Origin of the sequence: Colwellia ponticola (assembly GCF_005885605.1) — a bacterium.
GTDB lineage: Bacteria > Pseudomonadota > Gammaproteobacteria > Enterobacterales > Alteromonadaceae > Colwellia > Colwellia ponticola.
In genome coordinates this window covers 65,414-87,842 of sequence record NZ_SZVP01000015.1, presented here as the reverse complement: position 1 = coordinate 87,842, position 22,429 = coordinate 65,414, and the positions used below count along the sequence as shown (strand labels likewise).

At 38.0% G+C, this 22,429-nt stretch carries 17 protein-coding genes; 7 read left to right on the top strand and 10 right to left on the bottom strand.

The features are described 5' to 3' along the window. Positions 1-365: 365 nt before the first annotated feature. Complete coding sequence (locus FCS21_RS13615) at positions 366-1,034, top strand: YiaD family glycine zipper/OmpA-like lipoprotein (protein WP_138624094.1); 669 nt, start codon at positions 366-368, stop codon at positions 1,032-1,034. 209 nt (positions 1,035-1,243) lie between these two features. Further along, positions 1,244-1,795, top strand: a complete 552-nt coding sequence (locus tag FCS21_RS13610; protein ID WP_138624093.1) for a YfaZ family outer membrane protein — start codon at positions 1,244-1,246, stop codon at positions 1,793-1,795. Between the two features lie 79 nt (positions 1,796-1,874). Here the strand turns inward: FCS21_RS13610 and FCS21_RS13605 are convergent, their stop codons facing one another. Further along, positions 1,875-3,080, bottom strand: coding sequence for a YbfB/YjiJ family MFS transporter (locus FCS21_RS13605; protein WP_246047249.1), 1,206 nt, complete (start codon positions 3,078-3,080; stop codon positions 1,875-1,877). Positions 3,081-3,310: 230 nt separating this feature from the next. Here FCS21_RS13605 and FCS21_RS13600 point away from each other — a divergent pair, with 230 nt between their 5' ends. Further along, positions 3,311-4,144 carry a LysR family transcriptional regulator gene (locus FCS21_RS13600; protein WP_138624092.1) on the top strand — a complete coding sequence of 278 codons (834 nt, stop codon included), beginning with the start codon at positions 3,311-3,313 and terminating at the stop codon, positions 4,142-4,144. Positions 4,145-4,319: 175 nt separating this feature from the next. Here FCS21_RS13600 and gdhA read toward each other — a convergent pair whose 3' ends face one another. Then, positions 4,320-5,672, bottom strand: a complete 1,353-nt coding sequence (gene gdhA / locus FCS21_RS13595; protein WP_138624091.1) for an NADP-specific glutamate dehydrogenase — start codon at positions 5,670-5,672, stop codon at positions 4,320-4,322. 714 nt (positions 5,673-6,386) lie between these two features. Here gdhA and FCS21_RS13590 point away from each other — a divergent pair. From FCS21_RS13590 to FCS21_RS13575, 4 genes are all read left to right on the top strand, one after another. After that, positions 6,387-7,952 carry a DEAD/DEAH box helicase gene (locus tag FCS21_RS13590; protein ID WP_138624090.1) on the top strand — a complete coding sequence of 522 codons (1,566 nt, stop codon included), beginning with the start codon at positions 6,387-6,389 and terminating at the stop codon, positions 7,950-7,952. Between the two features lie 165 nt (positions 7,953-8,117). After that, positions 8,118-8,732 carry a DUF5610 domain-containing protein gene (locus FCS21_RS13585; RefSeq protein ID WP_138624089.1) on the top strand — a complete coding sequence of 205 codons (615 nt, stop codon included), beginning with the start codon at positions 8,118-8,120 and terminating at the stop codon, positions 8,730-8,732. A 146-nt stretch (positions 8,733-8,878) separates the two neighbouring features. After that, positions 8,879-11,020, top strand: a complete 2,142-nt coding sequence (locus FCS21_RS13580) for a bifunctional diguanylate cyclase/phosphodiesterase (protein ID WP_138624088.1) — start codon at positions 8,879-8,881, stop codon at positions 11,018-11,020. A gap of 116 nt (positions 11,021-11,136) precedes the next feature. Further along, positions 11,137-11,466 carry a zinc ribbon domain-containing protein YjdM gene (locus tag FCS21_RS13575; RefSeq protein WP_138624087.1) on the top strand — a complete coding sequence of 110 codons (330 nt, stop codon included), beginning with the start codon at positions 11,137-11,139 and terminating at the stop codon, positions 11,464-11,466. 19 nt (positions 11,467-11,485) lie between these two features. On the opposite strand, the gene FCS21_RS13570 is transcribed toward FCS21_RS13575, so the two are convergent. The 8 genes from FCS21_RS13570 to katG form a co-directional block, all read right to left on the bottom strand. Then, the gene (locus tag FCS21_RS13570; RefSeq protein ID WP_138624086.1) at positions 11,486-12,553 is read right to left on the bottom strand and encodes an endonuclease/exonuclease/phosphatase family protein; all 1,068 of its coding nucleotides are present in this window, start codon (positions 12,551-12,553) and stop codon (positions 11,486-11,488) included. A 124-nt stretch (positions 12,554-12,677) separates the two neighbouring features. Further along, the gene (locus tag FCS21_RS13565; RefSeq protein ID WP_138624085.1) at positions 12,678-13,382 is read right to left on the bottom strand and encodes a VC0807 family protein; all 705 of its coding nucleotides are present in this window, start codon (positions 13,380-13,382) and stop codon (positions 12,678-12,680) included. Positions 13,383-13,673: 291 nt separating this feature from the next. Then, on the bottom strand, positions 13,674-14,948 hold the full coding sequence (gene argJ / locus FCS21_RS13560) for a bifunctional glutamate N-acetyltransferase/amino-acid acetyltransferase ArgJ (protein ID WP_138624084.1): 1,275 nt from the start codon (positions 14,946-14,948) through the stop codon (positions 13,674-13,676). A gap of 231 nt (positions 14,949-15,179) precedes the next feature. Then, positions 15,180-16,430, bottom strand: a complete 1,251-nt coding sequence (locus tag FCS21_RS13555; protein WP_138624083.1) for a lytic murein transglycosylase — start codon at positions 16,428-16,430, stop codon at positions 15,180-15,182. A 192-nt stretch (positions 16,431-16,622) separates the two neighbouring features. Next, complete coding sequence (locus FCS21_RS13550; RefSeq protein WP_138624082.1) at positions 16,623-18,218, bottom strand: AbgT family transporter; 1,596 nt, start codon at positions 18,216-18,218, stop codon at positions 16,623-16,625. A 251-nt stretch (positions 18,219-18,469) separates the two neighbouring features. Further along, positions 18,470-18,931 carry a hypothetical protein gene (locus tag FCS21_RS13545; protein WP_138624081.1) on the bottom strand — a complete coding sequence of 154 codons (462 nt, stop codon included), beginning with the start codon at positions 18,929-18,931 and terminating at the stop codon, positions 18,470-18,472. A gap of 212 nt (positions 18,932-19,143) precedes the next feature. Beyond that, positions 19,144-19,920, bottom strand: a complete 777-nt coding sequence (locus FCS21_RS13540; RefSeq protein ID WP_138624080.1) for a MipA/OmpV family protein — start codon at positions 19,918-19,920, stop codon at positions 19,144-19,146. A gap of 204 nt (positions 19,921-20,124) precedes the next feature. Then, a complete protein-coding gene (gene katG / locus FCS21_RS13535) occupies positions 20,125-22,347 on the bottom strand; it encodes a catalase/peroxidase HPI (protein WP_138624079.1) in 2,223 nt (740 codons plus the stop codon). Positions 22,348-22,429 lie beyond the last annotated feature (82 nt).

The following is a 22,429-nucleotide window of genomic DNA, read 5'->3' as shown; positions in this document are numbered from 1 at the left end:
ATGTTCTTTGCTAAGTATTACATCTAGTAGCCTTTAGACGTCACTTGAACCTTATATCTATTAAGTCTAAAATGCGTTGATTTTATAATTTATTGTCGGTATCCACTACCTCAGTGCTAGCATGGGAAGTCGTTAAGTTAAGCTTAAAGATGCCGATGCTAAACCCAAGTGACCTTAATGAATACTCGGTAAATTCTCGATAATTTACTTTTAAGTAATTGATAATTAAATAATTGTTTTTATTTTTTTTTGTCGTGTTAAAGTCATGTTAAAAAGTAGTCGCAATAGGCGAATCACCTCAACTCATTATTTATTAAGAACGATTACTTTATTGAGGTCGTTTTAATAGCAATATAGGAAATTCCATGAAAAAAATTATCATTAGCGCTTCAGCTCTATTGTTATTACAAGCTTGTACAACATTTGATCCCTACACGGGTGAAAGCAAAACTAGTGCAACCTCTATAGGCGCTGCCACCGGTGGTGGTCTTGCTGCTGTTGTCGCTTATATCAGCAATAAAGATAAAGACAGCAATACCCGCAACAAGCGTATTTTGGCCGCAGCAGCAGGCGGTGCCGCTATTGGTGGTGGTATTGGCTACTATATGGACGCTCAAGAAGCTAAATTACGCAAGCAGCTACGCGATAGTGGGGTTAGTGTTCAGCGTGATGGCGATAAAATTAACCTGATCATGCCTGGCAATATTACCTTTGCTACTAATAGTGCTAATATTAATCGCAATTTTACCAACGTATTAAATTCTGTTGCGTTAGTGCTTGAAGAGTATAACCAAACTTTGATTGTTGTTTCTGGTCATACCGACTCTAGTGGCTCTGCTCAATATAACCAACGTTTATCTGAAGACCGTGCTGGCTCTGTAGCTCAATACTTACGCGGACAAAAAATTCTAAGTGACCGTTTTGAAATAATTGGTTTTGGTGAAGAGCAGCCCGTAGCTAATAACCAATCGGCGGGTGGTCGTGAGCTTAATCGCCGTGTTGAAATTACGTTATTGCCTATAGTGGCATCATAATAATTAATCGCATCATATAAATCTGTTCATATTGTCGTTTACGATGAGCCAAAACGTAACAAAAAGTATCTTCTTTTTATTGGCTATCAACTGAAAGTACTTACCATTTTCGGCATTGTTTATAAGTATATCTGCAATGGGTGTTTGTCTTATTTTAAAAAGATTAATCACAACGAATAAATTTAAAAAGTTAATCATCAAGGAAAGTTATGAAAAAAATAGCATTATCTATCGCAAGTTTATTAGCCATTACCACATTAAATGGCCATGCAGCTAGTTTAGCCATTGATATTGGTAATGATGTATTTAGCGTAGAAGCAGGTTCAAAAAACCTTTCTCAAGATAGTCAGTTTGCAGTGGCTATGTTACATGGGGATGATCTTCATCTATATTCATTAAAAGGTTTAGTGACTGGTGCCTTAGATCAAAATGAAAACTTTGAAGCAGCCTTAGGCGCTAAAGGCTACTTTATTAATTATGCTAATGAGAATGTTCAAGGTTTAGGGCTTGGTGGGGAGGTAAATTATACCTTACCTATGAATGAAAAAATTCAATTAAATGGCGCAATATATTATGCCCCGAGCCCATTATTAACAGACGATTTAGATAATTTAACAGACTTAACTATTACGGTAAGTTATCAATTATTGAAAAATGGTACTGTTTATGTCAACTACCGCAATATACAAGCGGATCAGGATTATGGGCGTGATTGGAAAATAGATAATGGCTTTAATCTTGGCCTTCAGTTCTTATTTTAATCGTTACTTAGCAGCTATTTAACCATATCTATAAGGCCTAACAGTCATGTTCGGCCTTATTTTTAACCAGTAATTATTGTTAACTCGTTACTGCTTTATTTACTTTGTTCATACGCTTAATTACTTCTAAATTACTGTCCATATGCAATAACTTTGCTAAAAACAACGTACCAATCATCACGATTGCAGCTGATAGGTATAGGCCAATATCATAGTTACCAAAAGCTTCGGCAAGATAGCCTGTTGGTACGGGGGCAATAATTTGTGCTGCGCCATACGATAAAGTCATTGTGCCCATAAACTTAGCGGGGTTACTTGGATAAAACTTACCCGCCATGGTTAATACTAAGCTCACACAAGCGATAAAAGTACTACCAAACAATAGCGCGCTTAATATAACAGCCGCTAAGCTGTCATTGATTACCGGTAGAATTATTCCTATGGCTTGGAGCATGTAAGCAGCTAATAGCGCTTTTAAATAGCCAATGTTGCGGGCTATCCTATCCCATATTAACGGTGCTGGCGTAGCAGCTAAGCCAATCAATAAAAAAGCAATACTGCCTTGTCCTTGCAAGCTGTCAACCCCTTCGACAATATCAACAATAAAGGTAGAGCTAACAACATAGCCATACCCAGCACAAAAATAAGCTAGCATCATTAGCGAGGTGAATTTTTTACTCGGGGGATTATCTTTAACGTAACTACTTGTTTGACCATCAACAAAAGGGTGTGGCATCCACAGCCACGCAGGGACAGCAAATATAGCCGCCAATACGGCTAATGCTAACCACTGTTGCTGCCAATCGGCTGACATAGCCATCATCACTTCTACTACTACTGAGGTAACAATAATACTTAAGCCTGCTCCCGCAAAGTGAACACCTAATTCAGCGCGATGTTTATTTTTAACCAGCCATTTTAACAATAAACCAGAGGCAATAATAAAACCGCCTGAAGCACAAGCCCCGGCAAAAAAACGTAATACTGCCCAGGTAACTATGTCGGTAGTCATGACCATAGCTACTGAGGTAACGACGCTTAAGATAAGGTAAAATCGGTATAAATTATATTTGTAGTTTAAGTTGTGTAGGCTAGCGGCTATTAAAACACCACATAGGTACCCCATAAAGTTAGTGGTCGCTAACCAACCGCCACCTGATTCAGTTAAGCCAGCGCCATCTTGCATTATAGGTAATAGCAAGCTGTAAGAAAAACGGGCGACACCGGCGGTGACAATTAAACTACAGATACCGGCAAAATAGACACGAAATTTTGTCAACCTCATCAACATACTCATTTTTAGTTAATTATACCCATCTCATTAATTATCTGAACATTTTACCTTCGTATAAAATAGGTCACTTAATTAACGGAACGGGTATTAATATTATTTTACGATGTTCAATGGAGTTTACGTTGCTTTGTTAATCTTAAAAATTGAATTATTTAGAAATAAATGTTCTTATAATGAGAACTAACCTGACGCTATATCGGCACTAGTAATATAAGAGCTATATGGAAATATTGACACTAAAAACGTTTAAAGCGGTTGTTGACGAAGGTGGCATTAAAGCCGCAGCGGTTAAGATGCATACGGTGCAATCAAATATAACTAATCGCATTCAAAAACTTGAAAGAGAGCTTGATACTAAGTTATTTACCTTAATTGGTCGAAAATTACAGCTAACCTCTACAGGGCAACAACTTTGTGGTTATGCTGAACAAATTTTACAGTTAGAGTATCTGGCCACATCAGCCATTTTAAGCCATAAAGGCAGTTACGAGTTACGTGTAGGGATGCCAGAAACCTTTGCAGCCGTGCATATGCCCTTAGCCCTGAAACAGCTTAAGCAGAATCATGCTCATATTCGCGCTAAAATTTATACTGATACCAGTGATAGCTTAGTCTTTGCCGTGCTCAATAATAAGGTAGATTGTGCCGCATTAGGTAATGCCCCTCAACATGATAATCTTGTTGTTATTGATATTGTTAAAGAAGAGTTAGTGATGGTGACACCATTAGAGAGTCACTATGAGCCGGTATTGTTTGTACGAGATGAAGGCTGTGGCTATAGAAAACATGCACTTTTTTGGCAGCAACAAGCGGGTCGTGCTAGTGATGAATTAATGATAATGAGTAGCGCTGATGGTGTTTTAGGCTGTATTTCTGCGGGCTTAGGTTACACTATTATTGGTAAAAATATGGTGGTAGGTAGTCGATACGAAAAGTCATTGGCTATTCGCCCGGTTAGCTGTGGGCCAAAATATGTTCAGTTATCTATTGTTTATCGAAAAGGTAGTCCGTTAGAGTCAGCTATACTGATTTTGGCTAAATTATTAACGAAGTAAATGAGTAGAATAACGATTAGAGGCGATGGAAAAGGTTCATTAGTTAACCTTAACATCTATGCTAGGATCTTGTGCTTTACTAAAATATATCATTTAGTTACGCGGAGTAACTAAATGATATTACTCATATGTATAGCTAGGATGTATAGCTATACATATCATTAAACGCTATTAATTAAACTACGCCTTGCTCTAACATCGCATCAGCAACGCGTTTGAAGCCAGCGATATTAGCACCTAATACTAGGTTACCTGGTTGGCCAAATTCTATTGCAGTTTTATGGGCAGTAATAAAGATGTTTTTCATGATAACTTGTAGTTTTTCATCTACTTCTTCAAATGACCAGGTTTGCATACTTGAATTTTGCGCCATTTCTAACTGACTTGTAGCAACACCACCAGCATTAGCGGCTTTACCTGGGCCGTAAGAAATTTTAGCTTCAATAAAGGTGTTTATTGCTTCTTGCGTTGAAGGCATATTAGCGCCTTCACTGACAATATGACAACCGTTACTAACCAATGCTTGTGCATCAGCTAACGTTACTTCATTTTGCGTAGCACAAGGGAAGGCTGCATCGGCTTTAAAGCGCCATACCGCATGACCATCTGCTGGATAGTCTGCAATTGGTGTAAATTGGGCATCTTTATGTTCAACTAAATAAGCTTCTAAGCCTGTTCTAGATTGTTCTTTTAATTGTTTAACTAATAGTAAATCAATACCTGCTTCATGGTAGATAGTACCTGTAGAATCACTACAAGAAATAGGGGTTGCGCCTAACTGATATAGTTTTTCCATCGCGTAAATAGCGACGTTACCAGAGCCAGACACTAAACATTTTTTATCTTTTAAAGAGTCTTGTTTTACTGAAAGCATATTGTTGGCAAAATAAACAACGCCATAGCCTGTTGCTTCTTTACGAACTAATGAACCACCCCATAATAAACTTTTACCTGTTAACACACCTTCATAACGGCCTGTTAATCTTTTGTATTGACCAAACATGTAGCCAATTTCCCTAGCACCAACGCCAATATCACCAGCAGGAACGTCTGTAGTTGGGCCAATATGACGGTATAGCTCAGCCATAAATGATTGACAAAAACGCATTATTTCGCCGTCTGATTTGCCTTTAGGGTTAAAGTTAGAGCCCCCTTTACCACCACCAATAGGTAAACCGGTTAACGCATTTTTGAATATTTGTTCAAAACCTAAAAATTTTATAATGCTGGCATTCACACTTGGGTGGAACCGTAAACCGCCTTTATATGGCCCTAAAGCAGAATTGAACTCAATACGGTAGCCTTTGTTTACTTGAATATTACCTTGATCATCAACCCAAGGAACACGAAACATTATTTGTCTTTCTGGCTCGACAAGGCGCTGAATAATAGCTTGTTGTTGGTATAACTTATTACTTTCCAAAATAGGTGCTAATGAATCTAATACTTCCTCTACCGCTTGGTAAAACTCCGATTGAGCTGGACTGGTACTTTTTAAATCAGAAATAGTTCTGTGAATATATGACATTTATTTTTTTATCCTTTAGAAAAGTTTTTTATAAGTAAAGTATTGCTTAATGATGACTTTGCAAGCAGAGGTGGGATAATTTAAGATAACGCTAAAAATCACCATTGTTATTTGTACAAACATGAGAAAGCATGTAAGTATTATCAAAAAAGTATTGAGTAAAGTAAATATATTTTTCAATAATATAGCATGATTATTAGAGTTTTATTCATGAATTAATATTCTGTTTATATGAATTAATATTATTTACCTGTGGGGTTATATTCCACTCTGTTTTGATGTCATACTTATTTAGCTTTAATGTAGATCATATATGTAAAAAAATAACATGGCTAGATTTATAACGAGGCAAAAGAGCAAGTAATATATTTATTACATAGCTGCCTTTAGCTTTTCTGAACACGTAATACACTAACAGTATCACTGCGCCAAAGACACTTAGTAGTATGTTTTTTATCATTGTTCTTAAGCAGGTAAAGTAAATTAGATTAAAAATGAAGATCTGCACCTTTAAGTAGTTTCGTATATAATGATGCCCCTTTTAAAAAATATTGTTGCGAACTACGCATAAATCTATAGCAGTAGGGGCGTTGTCAGTAAATAACATCAAAAAGCATTGGTTTATTTTATTAGCCTGTTTTATTGGCCTATGTAAAGTAAGCAATAACCCTACTTAATAATACTAAGCAAAGACATAAGCCCGAGTAGCATTGCATGCAGATATTAGAAAAAGATTATCAAATTAGCAGCGTTAATAAGGCTATTAACGCGGGTGTAAACTCAATTATCGTTCTACCTACGGGGGGCGGCAAGAGTATTTGTATACTTAAACTATGCCAAGCAATGCCCGATAAAAAGGTGGTGGTAAGTTTACGTAATGCTGCTTTGATCCCGCAATTACTCAACACACTTAGTTCTAATGGCTTGTCTGTTAGTGTGGTTAAGTCAGGCTATAAATATATAGCAGGCGGTGATGTAACTCTTATTATGGAGCAGTCTTTTGCGAGAAGAAAACACTTAAATATTAAGTGTGATGTCTTGCTTCGGGATGAATATCACGTAGGTTGTATGGGCGGTGTTTACATTGCAATGCGAGAAGAGTTATCGCCAGAATTAATTATAGGTCTTACCGCAACCCCGATTGACAGGTTAGGCGTTTACATTGATCAATCAATGAAATTAATTGAAGAAACAACCACTAAAGATTTAATAGCACGAGGTGAATTAGCCAAGCCTGTTTACAAAGTTCCTAGCCTTTCTCAAGAGATAGATTACAGCTCGGTTAAAATGTATCGAGGTGACTTTAGTGTGTCGGGTTTAGACTGCATATTACTAGAACACTGCTCTTTAGTGGCCCAACAAACCATTGATGATGCGCTCTCTCAAGGTCGCAAGGTCATGTTATTTGCCAACTCAATTAAGCACGTAGAAGCCTTATCTGAAGCATTTGATTTATTGGGGGTTGAGCATGAAATTGTTCACTCTCAGCGCACCATTAATGATAATGATGAAAGTATACGCAGATATAAATCAAACGAGGTGAGGTTAATCATTAATATGTCTATGTTGACCATCGGCTTTGATGATCCCGCTACCGATTGTGTTGTATTAGCCCGACCAACCAAAATATTAAGATTATATTTACAAATTATTGGGCGATGCCTGCGGGCTTCACCAGGTAAAACTAACGCCTTAATATTAGATTTAGCACAGTGTATTTCTACTCATGGCTTTGCAGAAGATTACCGTGATTTTACCCGAAAAACCGCTAAATCTGCTGCAATTATGTCTGAGCGATTAAGTGTGACCAATATAGGTCAATTTGTTGATGGTGAGTTTAGCTATCAAGAATCAATTGTCCGTAAAGTCGTTAAAAGAAAGTCATCAGTTACCCGTAAAAAAGTGCGACCAACTTTAGTTGCCAGTAAAGAACTCGTTGATAGAGCAGCAAGTAATAGGGCTACAGCGTTACTTAGACTGAACCCAAGAATGGAAAAGCTGGTGAGTACTATTGAATTAGTTAATATTGTTTATGAGCAACAAGATGAAACCAGTAAAATGCTTGACGAAGTGGCTATGGTTAAAATAGTTGCGCTAATAGGCTTTGCCTACAGTGATGCTCTTGTTGATAGTTGTACTACGCTTGTTGAAACCTTACATGCGCAAAATCAATCTATTCGAGGTTTATTACTCAAAGTGAGTAACTTAATAACCAGCATAGCAATGCAAGATTTAGCCGTTAAAGAAGTCATCTCTAAAGATGCTACGGTGAAAGCTTAATGAAGCCTTAGCACGTAGCTTTTATTGTGTAGCTTAATCATATAGCTTTAAAATGAGTCTATTACAGGCTAAAGACAGCCCATTTAATGCTTAAGTTATAATCAGCGGTGCCGATACATTGTCTACCTATGTTTTATAAGTAAGTTTGATAAAAGGGCTGATATTATGAGTTCATCAATTACACCTAATGCTACATTTAACCAAGATGTACGTACACTAGCCAAAACACAAGACAAAAAAGACAGTGCTTCTATGGGGCAAGCTGTGACTGCTCTTGCTAATGATAAAAAAATAGGCGAAGTACAAGAGTCTATTGCGGTGAGTAATAAAAAACAGCTCAATGCAGCAATTATTGAGACCTCGTTAAAGTTTAGTCAGTCGATTGGTGATAAACCATTGTCACTATTGTTAAAAACCGCTTTACAGGGAATAAATGAAGCACTTCAAGCTGGCGGAGTTGAGAGCAAAGTAGAAGATGCTTATGACTCTGGCGTTGACTTTAGCCCTGAAGCAACAGCCGAGCGTATCGTTTCTTTTAGTACCCAGTTTTTTAGTGCTTATCAAGAACAGCATCCCGAAATGGATGAACAGTCCTCGTTAACAGCCTTTGTTGATATTATTAAGGGCGGCATTGAACAGGGGTTTGGTGAAGCTAAGGATATACTCGGTGGCTTAAAGGTATTAGAAGGCGAAATTGCTAGTACTATTGATAACACCTATGCGTTAGTGCAAGAAGGGCTGCAGACTTTTGTTGACTCGTTTGCTAAGGCAGCAGAGTAACTAAGCTTGAGTGGCTGAGTAATTAACTACATTAAATTGGATTATTTTAATAAAATTAATTCTTTTATGTATTTATATCAAGTTATACACTAGTACTTTAATACTATCATTAAATTAACATTTATAGGGATTTTGGGGTTGTGTGCATGGAAGAATTACGAAAGGAATTAGCTAAAGAAAAAGAAAAAAACGCCCTTTTACTTGATATTATCAATGCCATTCCAGAACCTATTTTCGCAAAAAATTGGCAGGGTCATTTTATTTTTGTCAATAAAATGCTTGCAAAACTCTACAACACCACACCCGAAATGATGATCGGTAAAGAAGACACCTTCTTTACCGGTAATAAAGCGCAAGGACAGTTTTTTAAAGAAAATGTCCAAGGAATTATGCGCCGCTTTGAAGCTGAAAATGTTTATGAAGATACTACCGACGCTAAAACAGGCAATATTTTACACTTCCATTCGTTAAAAATACCTTTTAAAAACCACAAAGAAGAGCTTAATATTGTTGTTATCGCGAAAGATATTACCGAGATAACCGCATTAAAAAATACCGCTGAAGCCAGCGCTAAGCGTTTAAAACATGTGCTTGAAGTCTCAGGTGAAGGCATGTGGGATTGGCATACGCAAACCAATGCAGTGTTTCATAACAGTGAATGGGAGCGAATTACCGGTATCAAACATAGCGAAAATTCATTTGCAGAATTTCAAAATCACTTATGTAGCGAAGATAAATTACATGTCAATCAGGCATTAAATGCCTTAATTGAGCATAATATACCTTATGATATTGAGTTTAGAATGACTCGACCAGATGGTAAAGAAATTTGGGTTTGGGATCGTGGTCAGGTTGTTGAGCGAGACAGTAACGGCAAAGCCTTGTGGGTTGTCGGTATTATGCAAGATGTCACACAAGCTAAGCACGACCAAGCCAAAATAAATTTCATGGCTTTTTATGATGCCTTAACGCATATGCCCAATCGTTCTCTGCTAGAAGATCGCTTAAAACAAGCGATGGAGCATACTAAACGCAGTGGTCTAGGTGGTGCAGTACTGTTTATTGACCTTGATCAGTTTAAAGCACTCAATGACAGTTACGGCCATCAATCAGGTGACCAGTTGTTAATTGCCGTATCAAAGCGCATTCATAAACTATTAAAAGCTGAAGATACCGTTGCTCGCTTTGGTGGTGATGAGTTTGTTGTGATCCTAAATGATCTTGATGCTAATTCTGTTAACGCGGCTTTAAAGGCCGAAGTGATCGCGGAAGAAATTAGAAAAAATATTTCATTACCTGTCGCGATAAAAGCCAGTAACTTATCAACATTAATCGACTATAAAATTACTGCTAGCATTGGTATCTCTTTATTTAACAAAGAGGTTAAAGACGCTAATCAACTCCTACAGTTGGCTGATTTGGCTTTGTATCAAGCTAAAGCAAACGGGCGTGATGACTGTGTGTTTTTTGATCCTATTATGCAAAAAGAGCTCAGTTATACACTTGAGCTTGAAAAAGACTTAAAAGCGGCTATCGACGAGGAACATTTTGTACTGCATTATCAACCGCAGTATGATCGACAGCAAAATATTGTTTCTGCAGAAGCACTTATCCGCTGGGATTCACCTAGCAAAGGATTGCTATATCCGATTCACTTTATAGACTTTGCTGAAGAAACTAACCTCATTTTACCTATTGGTAACTGGGTCATCACCCAGGCTTGTCAGCAATTACAGCGTTGGAAAAGTCAACCAATCCTACAAGACTTACAACTTTCAGTGAATATTAGCGCTAAGCAAGTTTGGCATAAGTCTTTTGTTAATGACATTATTGATATTGTTAAAAAATACCAGGTATCGCCGAGTCAATTGATGTTAGAAATTACTGAATCTGTGGTGTTAAAAGACCTGACTGAGAGCGTCGCTAAAATGAATCAATTACGTGATTTTGGTTTTAAAATGTCACTCGATGATTTTGGTACGGGCTACTCTTCTTTAGGGTATTTAAAAAGTTTACCAATAGATGAATTAAAAATTGATAAGTCGTTTGTTAACGATATTACTGTCGATGAGTCTGACCTTATCATGGTTAAAGCTATTTTAGATTTAGGTAAAAACTTTAAGTTAAATGTCGTTTCTGAAGGGGTTGAAACCCAAACACAACGAGATATGTTATATGATTTAGGCTGTAACTTGTATCAAGGCTATTATTATAGCAAGCCTTTACCTTTAGAAAACTTTGTCAGTGTAGTGCAAAATACTAATGCACTTGTGGCTATAAGTAGCTAGAGTAACTAACCGTCACGGTAGCTAGCTCGGCTATGTCAGTTCATTCAGCGCATTTCAATCAGTAGCGTTGACTGATAAAATAACACTCCTCTTTATACAGACTAACGACTTAACTTATGAGTGATACTGCCCCTGCTTGCCCCAATTGTGAATCAGAATATAGTTACAAAGACCGTTCTTTATATATTTGTCCCGAATGTCATTACGAGTGGGATCCTAGCGAAAAAGAAGAATTGATCGTTAAAGATGTTAATGGCAACACCCTTGCCGTCGGTGATAAAGTGACCTTGATAAAAGATCTTAAGGTAAAAGGTAGCTCAATTGTGCTTAAAATTGGCAGTAAAGCGACTATCAGGCGATTGCTTGATAGTGATCATGAGCTCGATTGTAAGCTCGATAAAGTTAGTGATATGTTAATTCGGGCGTGTAAAGTAAAAAAGGCTTAAGTTACTTTACTCAATCAACCTATGATCGTAGCGTTAAGGTGACTAGCGCAATGCCATGGTCGGTACTTTCGCCATCACGCTCAAAAATAGGGTTAATTAAATGCTGATCATAGGTGTCATAGGCGCTTACCTGATAGAGACTATCATGGTAACTGGCATCAAATTCACACGACAATAAAATGTAATCAAGTACTGAGCTACTCGCACCAAAATAATGTGTTGGCGTTCGTACTACTTTGTCTTTATTCGTTTCGTTTACTTTATTTTTTGGGCTGGCGTCATTACTTTCTAGGGCATTATTTGCGGTATTATTTGCTGCCTCATTTGTTAAGACTGATTGAAATAAATCCCAAGCGTCATGTAAACAATACTTAGCAAGGTAGGCATCACGGTCAATGGTAGAAACAAAGCGTAAGGTGTTGGTCAGTAAATGATTTAGCACACCATCTGCTAGGCTGTTATTAAAATCACCCATTAATACCATAGGGTTTGTCGTAGCTTCGCGCCGCGCTATCATATCAATCATTAATAAGGTTGCTTCACTACCACGTTGAATGGTTGAGCCCCAACTACCAGCAACCTGTGCTTTTAAGCTTTCAATAATCGTTTGCTCTGGCGATAGACTTTTATTACGCTCATCCAGTTCAATCATTGAACGTTTAGATTTAAAGTGCACGACATAACAATCACAGTTACCTAAGTGAGGTACGTCAACGGTTGCTCTTAATACTTTACGACTAAAAGAAAAGTCAGCGTTTAAGCCTAAAGTTTTTGCCAGTTCAAGGTCGGGCTTTACCGCAGCAATATCAACAATAGGATAACGAGAAGCAATGGCAACTACGGGCTTTTTATAAATAAAATCATCAATAACTATCGGTTCATCAACCACGGCAAAATAATCATAGCCTTGGCTTTTTACTAATGCTTTTAAAGACTCGCTACTAAATACCTCTTGAAAACCAATAATGTCAGGCTGATGCTTACACAAGTAGTTAGCAATCCAACGTTGTTTTTTTTGCCATTGTTCTACACTATAAATTCGCTCAAATTCATAATAAGCGTTAGGCGGCTCAAGATAGTTAAACAAATTAAAAGTGGCAATTTTAATTGCTGTATTAGCGATTGCTGTTGAGGCGTTTATCGCTGAACTGTGCAGAACGCTTGCTGCATGTTTACTATCTAGGTGCTTGATATGATGTACTCTTGTGTAGTTATTTTTCAGCGTTTAATACTTGGTCTAATTTTAAATCGGTTAATCTCATTACCGTTTTGACGACATAAAACATGATGGCAAATAGCATGACCATCGACGGTATAGCAATAACCGGATAACTGAGCATGGTCATTTCACCTAATTGTTCATTAAACTCAGTAGAGCCAGCAGGGCTAGTAACAATCCATTTAGCTAACAAGTAATTCATTGTGGCAGAAAAAACAAAAGTCAGTGATAACAGGTGATTTGCCCGTTGAATTTTAGCCTTAAACTCAGCTGTTTTATTTTTATTTTCTAATAATTCATAAATAAGCTCTAAATTAAAAACCAGCGGATTTAATAATATTTTAGCGATTAACGGTTTACCCCAAAAGCCCGATATTAGTACTACTATGCCAATAGCAGAGGGAATGGCCGCTTCTTTAATCGCTAACCACTCTACATCCAATTCAAATAGGCCAATGCCCCCGGTTAATAAGGTACTTAAAAAGCCAAGTAGTGAAATAAAGTTCATTGACTTGTTTTGAATAAAATCATACAAGCCATAGCCAATAGGAAATAATAAGGCGATCACTAAGGCATACATTGAACCTAAGTATTGATCTCCTGATAATTTCATTAAAATGATCGATGGAATAGCAATATTAAAAATGAGTTCTAATAAGGTATTATTAGGGCGTTGTGGTTTTGTTTGAGTTGACACGATAATTTCATATTCTAAGGAGGAAATAACTGCTGTTAGTATATTTGATCTGTCGATAGATCACAAAGTAGCTAAAGCTTAAATAGATTATTTATCTACTAAATAAATAATTACTAGGTAATTAGGTAATTAGGTAATTAGGTAAGTAGTTATAGTTAATCGCTATGGTATAGCGATTGAGTCGGCTGGGATCTGTGCTATGTGGAGCTAAGGCGGCTAAAGGTAAGGAAATGGTCAGATGAGCGTTAAATTTATCTAGGTGGTTTTCACCACCTAGATAAATTTAACGGGCTAGGTTCTATATTCAGCATTAATTTTTACGTAGTCATAGCTAAAATCACAGGTCCAGATAGTTCCCTGTTCAGTACCGCGATGCAGTTGTACGGTAATATTAATTTCAGCTTCATTCATTATCGCTTGGCCTTCTTCCTCATGATAACTCGCTGCGCGACCGCCTTTTTCGGCAACTAAGACATCACCAAAATAAAGCTCTAGTTGTGTAGTGTCTAAATCAGCCAATGACTGACACTCCCTTGAAGCGTAACCAATAGCGGCAAGTACGCGACCTAAATTAGGATCAGACGCAAACATAGCCGTTTTAACTAACGGACTTTTACCAATAGAAAAGCCGATAGTTTTTGCTTCATCGACAGTTAAGGCACCTTTGACCGTTACCGTAATAAATTTTGTGGCGCCTTCGCCATCACGAACGATGGCTTTAGCCAAATATTGTGATGTTTCAAGCAGGGCATTAAAGACCTCAATAAACCCTGGATCATTTCGGCTAGTAATAGCAGGCGCATCACTTTTACCGGTGGCGATAACAATAAATGAATCATTAGTTGAGGTATCGCCATCAACGGAAATACAGTTAAATGATAAATCGGCTATTTCTTTAGTGATGCTATCTAATAACGGTTGAGAAATAGTCGCGTCGGTTGCTACATACCCTAACATAGTTGCCATATTGGGATGTATCATGCCAGCGCCTTTAGAAATGCCGGTAATATTTATGCTGTGTTGCCCTATGTCGACACTCGTTGCATAAGCTTTAGGGGCAATATCTGTTGTCATAATGGTTGTTGCAGCATCAGCCCAGTTATTAGCCGTTAAATTAGCAACGGCATGAGGTAAACCGACTAATAACTTATTCATGGGTAAGTGTTCTAAAATCACTCCAGTTGAAAAAGGTAATATCGATTCAAACGGTATCGCCATTATTTCCGCTAAATGTTCACAGGTTGTGATTGCATCCAACATACCTTGCTCACCAGTGCCAGCGTTAGCATTACCGGTATTAATCACTAACGCTCTTATACCTGGCAAGTTAGTGCCTTTAGCGTCAGCATCTTTCACAGCAGCTAAATGCTTTTTACATAAGCTAACGGGGGCAGCACAAAATCGGTTTTGAGTAAAAACACCAGCAACAGTGCTGCCTGCGCAAATCTCAATAACGAGTAAGTCTTTGCGGTTTGCTTGTTTAATGTTTGATTCGGCCCAACCTAGGCGAATGCCTTTAATGGGGGTAAGTGAAGCGGGAATTATTTCAGGTAAATTGACAGGCATAAAATTTATTAGTAATACAGAAAGAGTAAATAAATATTACGCTTTTATGGTTTTTTATGCAAAGCAATCATTTCAAAAAAGTGCCATAAAAAGCAATTAATTTTTGTTGTCATGGTGGGAAAAATGAAAGCGCGATACCCAGGTTACTATTTTCTACCTTATCATTGCTAGCAAGCAAAAGGTTAAGTAACTAACAGATATCGCTTTTCTTTACCTAAATCCAGTGGTTACTTAAGCTTTATTTACCAAGCCTTCTATTGTTGAAAACACGGTTTTATTGGGATAACCATCGGCAATAAGTTGATGCGCTAATTGAAATGAACGAATAGCCTGTCTACTTTTAGGTCCCCAAATACCATCGGGTTTACCTGTATCAAAGCCTAAGGTATTAAGCTGACTTTGCAGCGCTTTCAGTTCTTTAATACTATAAGGTTTAACGCTATTTTTTGCCTGTTGGAATACCGTAATATCGGCATCATTGACTAATTTATTTGCTAAGAAACCGACCGATAACGCATAACTTTTTGATAGGTTCCATCTCATAATGACATTAAAATTCGGGTAGAGCAAAAAAGCCGGCCCTTGGTGACCTGACGGTAAGTAAAGCTCTGCCTCAATATCATATTGCGGTAAGGGACTACGGTTTGCTTTTTTAACTCCTAATTTTTGAAAGTAATCGATCGGGTAGTATTGATCAAAAGCAACTTTTTCAAAGGCAAAGTTCTCTGGTAACTTTACTTCTCTGCCCCAACGCTCTTTGTGTTGCCAACCAATTTTATTTAAATAATTAGCCGCAGTTGTTAAAGCGTCTACTTCACTTTGCCAAACATCCACCTTGCCGTCATTATCACCGTCAACAGCATAGGCTAGTAAAGCGGTTGGCATAAATTGCATATGACCCATTGCACCAGCCCAAGAGCCTTGTAGTTGCTTAACAGCGACTTGCTTGTTGTCAATTAAGGTAAATAAATTTAATAACTCTAGCGTGAAAAATTCACTGCGACGCTGATCACACGCTAATGTCGCTAAGGAGTCAAGCACCGACATTTTACCTTTGTGTTTACCAAATACTGTCTCTAATCCCCAAAATGACACTAAATATTGACGGGGTACACCATATTTTTTCTCTAAATTATCAAAGAGAGTTTTGTGTTGGGCGAGCTTCTCTTTACCAACACGAACGTGATAAGCACTCACTCTTGCTTTAATGTATTGTTCGAATGTTTGCGTAAACTCAGGTTGTTTTTTATCTAAACTAATAACTCGTTCGATTGGAGTCATATTACCAATAACAGTGTCAGTAATGTAAGTAGAAAAACCAGCGTTTTTAGCACGTTCAGCTAAATTTAACTTACATTGGTCAAAGTTTTTATCGGCAATAGCTGCAGTTGCCAGCATAGGCATTAATGAGCAGCTAATAATGAAGGGGCGATAATGAGAAAAGTTAAGTATTTTTTTTACCACAGTATTTAATACACGCATCAATTAGCATTCCTCGAGTAAAACCAATATTGGTAGCAGTGACTAATCGTTATGAACCGGTCCATAGCCACTTAAATAACCAGTAAAACCGTTAGTGATATAGTCACTTAACACCTTATGTGTAAGTGACTATATCATGCTTGTTAGTTATTACAGTTATTACAGTTATTACAGTTATTACTGAGATAATAATTATTTTGCTGGGTAGTATGTTTCAGCGCCAGGTCCTACTGGCATGCCTAGAATGAATACCCAAGTAAAAAAGAGTATTGTCCAGCCCAACAAAAACACCATTGAATAAGGTAGCATGGTGGCAATGAGTGTACCTATACCAAGATCTTTTTTATATTTCACCGCAACCGCCAGTATTAAGCCAAAATAACTCATCATAGGCGTAATAAGGTTAGTAACAGAATCACCAATACGATAAGCGGCTTGAATAACTTCAGGTGCATAGCCCATTAACATTAACATAGGAACAAAAATTGGCGCTGTTACTGCCCATTGTGCAGAGGCGCTGCCGAGCATTAAGTTAATAAAGCCACACATAACAATAAATAATACAAATAACTCTGGGCCATCTAACCCCAAAGATTGCAGCAATGTGGCGCCTTTAACCGCCATCACCGTACCTAAGTTTGTCCACTTAAAAAAAGCAACAAACTGTGCAGCAAAAAACACTAAAACAATATACATACCCATAGTATTCATACTGGCAGACATAGCATTGATAACATCACGATCGGTTCTCATGGTACCGGCAACACGACCATAGACATAACCGGGGATGGCGAAGCTTATAAAAATGAAGGCAACGATCCCTTTGAGAAAAGGAGAGCCCTTCATCTCACCAGTTTCAGGGTGTAATAAAATACCGCCAAACTGGGGAATAACGGTTAATGCTAATACCGCACAGACTAGCGCAAAAGTGATACCAGCCGCTTTTAATGCTTTAATTTCTAGCGCTGTTATTTTATCAATTTTTTGCTCAGCTAGATCAATAGAGGCTTCATTAGCATCATATTTACCTAATCTAGGTTCTACTATTTTTTCAGTGACCACAGCACCTAATATGGCAATTAAAAAGGTACTAATAAACATAAAATAATAATTGGCTTCAGGCCCAACTTGATAATTGGGATCAATCATTTGCGCGGCAGGCGTAGTAATACCCGCGAGTAATGGGTCGATAGTCCCCAATAATAAGTTAGCACTATAACCCCCTGACACACCAGCAAAAGCAGCAGCTAAACCTGCAAGTGGGTGACGACCTAACGAGTGAAATATCATGGCAGCCAAAGGAATGAGTACCACATAACCTAACTCGGAGGCAGTATTTGAAACAATACCGGCAAACACGATAGTTACTGTGACCATACGAGGTGAGGCATCCATAACGAGTGTGCGCATAGCGGTTGATAATAAGCCAGAACGCTCTGCAACGGCGACACCTAATAATGCGACCAGTACAGTGCCAAGTGGTGCAAAACCGGTAAAGTTAGTTACTAAACCAGCAACAATACGCTGTAAACCTTCAGCGTTTACTAAAGAAACAACCGTAATCATACCGTCGGCTTCTCTACCTGGCGCCCCAAGTGGTCGCGGGTCGATAACACTCAACTCAAAAAAGCCGGTAATGCCACTAATAGCAATAACAGCTAAGCAAAATCCCGCAAATAACGTAATAGGGTGGGGTAGTAAGTTACCTAGCCATTCAACTCCAGCTAAAAAACGATTAAACAGGCCTGAGCTTTTCGGTTCCTGTGAACATGTGGCGTCAATTGACATATATTTCCTATGCACTTTCATTAAAAATTTAAAAAATTATAAGGTTTCCACTATATAAAAACAATTCACCGATAACTTTTAGTGATTAGTGTTAATGGCTTATCTGTAAAGATAATTGTCGTTGGTGTAAAGCGAAGGATGTTGAGAGAGGGGGAGCAATAGTAACTTGCCAACTAAGTGGTCTGTGCAGTCTAGCGCTGATTAAATTAGCAGCGTTTACCCAACAGCAAACGCTTATTATTGCATAAGTACTACTGTTGAGTAGGGTCTTTAAAGAGGCTTTTAAAAATTACTATAGCGGTTAAAAAGAACGATAAGAAAAACAATCCCCAGGTTGAGCTAGATTGATCTGCCTCAACATCAGTAGGGCTTAGCAGTAATTTTTCTTGTTCTATTACCTTGTAGACTTGATAAAAATCATCATTTACTTGTACTGACTCCATAATGATCTCTTTACCTAGCAGCGCTTGAGAAACATCTTCATCACAATAATCACTGCGAAACTTTACTGATAAATTATAGGTAAAGTCAGAGTCCATAAGGCGTAGCGAAGCAGCGCCTTTGGGGGGGCAATTTAATGTTGCTATCGCTCCCTTGACTGTTTGGATGTCGCTTAACTCAGCATAGCTTTTTGAGTTTTGCGCACTCATTATACCGATGAACAAAAAGAAGGCGGCTAATAGTAATAAGATATTTTTTGCGGCTTTATTCATAAAATTTACTCTGATAATGCTATAGGGTTAGGGGGGTAGTCAATTTTGTATATCTTGGCTATATCTTGGGTATATATAAAATTGAGTAAAATATGTGTAGCTTGATATGTTTCAGTAATCATTGGTTGATGGAGCCCTATAGTAACTGATTTTTATCGTTTATTGTCATAAGCAGGTTTTCGCGCACTTTTAATGTTTAATCAAAACTAGCCTTAGATACCAGCGTTAAAAAACTTACTAAATAATAATCGAGCACTTAGGCTAGTGTTTTTTTCAACAAGCGGACTCTTTGTAATAGTAGAATCATACCAAGTGTAGTCAATGGCAATACGGGTAAAACCGCCGAGTAATATAGGCGTAGCCACGGCAAAACCTAGTGTGGTATTGAACGCTGATTTTCCTTGATATTGTGCAGTAAAAGCATTGGTTTCATGTGCTTTTACACCATAATAGTAATCAACATTATTACGGTCTAAATAGCTCATAGTTAAGCTCGGCTCAAAAAATAAGGGGCCTTTAGCTAGCACTCGAGAGATATTTACCTTAACTTCGTAACCATCAGATCTGCCAAGTATATCGAACATACTGGTCGCGCTGACTTTCCAGTCTTTCTTTTCATAAGAAATTCCTATCCCTGCATCCATAGAGAACTTTCGTTCATCCATATTTTCAAAGATATAACTATCAGAATCGTCAAAGCCTTGAAATCTAGGCGCGACTTGTATCATCAATTTAATATCTGAAAATTGTAAAGCATCATAACTAGCAAATGGACCTAAAATTCGAAAATTATCGGCCCGGTAACCGATAATGGGTAAAGGAATAACCCGGTAATCATAATCTTTATAAATCTCTTGATTGATACCTAATCCTAATCCGTAAATAAACCCTTTAGGTTCGATACGCTCTCTAGCATTACCTCTATTTTCGTTTGCCGATACACTAACACTACATAGTGCCAAAACCATTATTAGGAGCCAATACTTCATTTATATTCCCAGTCTAAAGCTATAATTATAATTTTAAAAATTGTGGTATTGTGGATTATTAAAGACAAGTCCTTAGATTATAAGGCAATATTTAGCTACTTAACATCGATAACTAAAAAGCCAGTAACACTTAGCGTGTTACTGGCTTTTGGTAGGTCTATTAATAATGCAGATAAGTCACGTTAATGACTACAAGTGCGACGCCTATTTTAAATCAAAGCGGTCTAATTGCATTACTTTTACCCATGCGGCGATAAAGTCATTAACAAACTTGTTATCAGCATCATCTGAGGCGTAAACTTCAGCTATTGCTCTTAATTCTGAGTTTGAGCCAAAGATTAAATCAACGGGGGTTGCTTGCCACGTTAACTGACCAGAAGCGCGATCGTGTCCTTGGTAAATACCGTCATTAGCAGTATCTTTAGTCCATACCGTTGACATATCTAACAAGTTAACAAAAAAATCGTTACTTAATTCGCCTGGTTTATCAGTAAATACACCTAATGATGAGCCGTCATAGTTAGCATTTAACACACGCATGCCGCCCACTAACACTGTCATTTCAGGTACATTCAAACCAAGTAAATTCGCTTTATCTACGAGCATTTCTGCTGGCGACATATAACTTTCATCGGTGTAAAAGTTACGGAAACCATCGGCTTTTGGTGTTAAATTATTAAATGATTTAACATCAGTTTGTGTTTGAGAAGCATCTACTCGACCAGCAATAAAGGGAACGTCAACGTTATGCCCTGCTTTTTTAGCCGCATCTTCAATAGCTGCAGCACCACCTAATACAATCAAATCAGCCAGAGATATTTGTCTTTTAACTGATTTTTTATTATATGCCTTTTGTATTGATTCAAGCGTACCTAGCACTTTTTTCAACTCGGCGGGGTTGTTTACTTTCCATGACTTTTGTGGCTCAAGGTTTATCCGCGCACCGTTTGCACCACCACGCATGTCGCTTACTCGATGACTAGAAGCAGAAGCCCACGCTGTTTTAATTAGTTCAGCATGTGTTAAGCCTGAATTGAGTAATTGTTTTTTAAGCTTAACGATATCTTTGTTTCTCACTAGCTTATAATCAACTGCTGGTAGTGGATCTTGCCATAGTAATACTTCACTAGGCACTTCACTACCAACATAGCGAGCTCTAGGCCCCATATCTCGGTGAGTTAATTTAAACCAAGCTTTAGCAAAGGCTTTATCAAACTGGGTAGGGTCTGCTTGAAAGCGCTCTACCACTTTACGAAATTGAGGATCTTCTTTTAATGCTATATCGGTAGTAAACATAATAGGTGCATTACGCTTGTTAGGGATATGTGCATCGGGTACTAAGTTAACAGCAGCTTTATCATCAGGCGTCCATTGTTTTGCACCGGCTGGGCTTTTAGTGAGTACCCAATTAAAGTTCATTAAATTATCTAAATAATTTGAGGACCATTGTGTTGGTGTCACTGTCCAAGCACCTTCTAAACCACTGCTTGTTGTATCAGCGCCGACACCAGTACCACATTTGTTTTTCCAACCAAGTCCTTGTGCTTCTATTTCAGCGGCTGCCGGCTCTGCACCAACACATTTTGCAGGTTGCTTCGCACCATGGGCTTTACCAAGTGTATGACCACCTGCAATTAATGCGACAATTTCTTCATCATTCATCGCCATTCGACCAAATGACATTCTAATATCATTTGCGGCTAATAGGGGATCAGGTTTTCCGTGAGGTCCTTCAGGGTTTACATAAATTAAGCCCATTTCTACTGCAGCTAATGGACCTTTTAATTTGCCTTTATTATCTCTACGTTCATCAGAAAGCATGGTCTTTTCTGGTCCCCAGTAAACTAGATCGGGCTCCCAATCATCAGAACGACCACCAGCAAAACCAAAAGTTTTAAACCCCATCGACTCAAGCGCTACGTTACCTGACAAAACCATTAAATCTGCCCAAGAAAGTTGACGCCCGTATTTTTGTTTTACTGGCCATAATAAGCGACGTGCCTTATCTAAATTAACATTATCTGGCCAGCTGTTCAGTGGGTCAAAGCGCTGTTGTCCGCCTGAGGCACCTCCTCTACCGTCATTAACGCGATAAACACCAGCACTGTGCCATGCCATACGAATCATTAAAGGACCATAATGCCCCCAATCTGCTGGCCACCATGCTTTTGAGTCTGTTAAGGTGGTTTGAATATCTTTTTTAAGCTGTGTTAGATCAATTTTGGCAAATTCTTTTGCATAATTATATTGTTCACCGTAAGGATTAGACTCTGCACCGTGCTGGCGAAGTGGGCTAAGATTAAGTTGCTCTGGCCACCAGAATTGATTGGTTTTAGCTTCGCTGTTTGCCAATGCAGGTGTTGGTAAAACTATGACGGATAGTGCAACAGATATTGCCGTCGCTATTGGAAGTGCTCTCTTTAACATAATGTTTCCCCTCGTTTTATCAATTATCTATATAAATCTCTTATAAAGAATAGATGAAAGATGGCAATTTGAATAATTCATT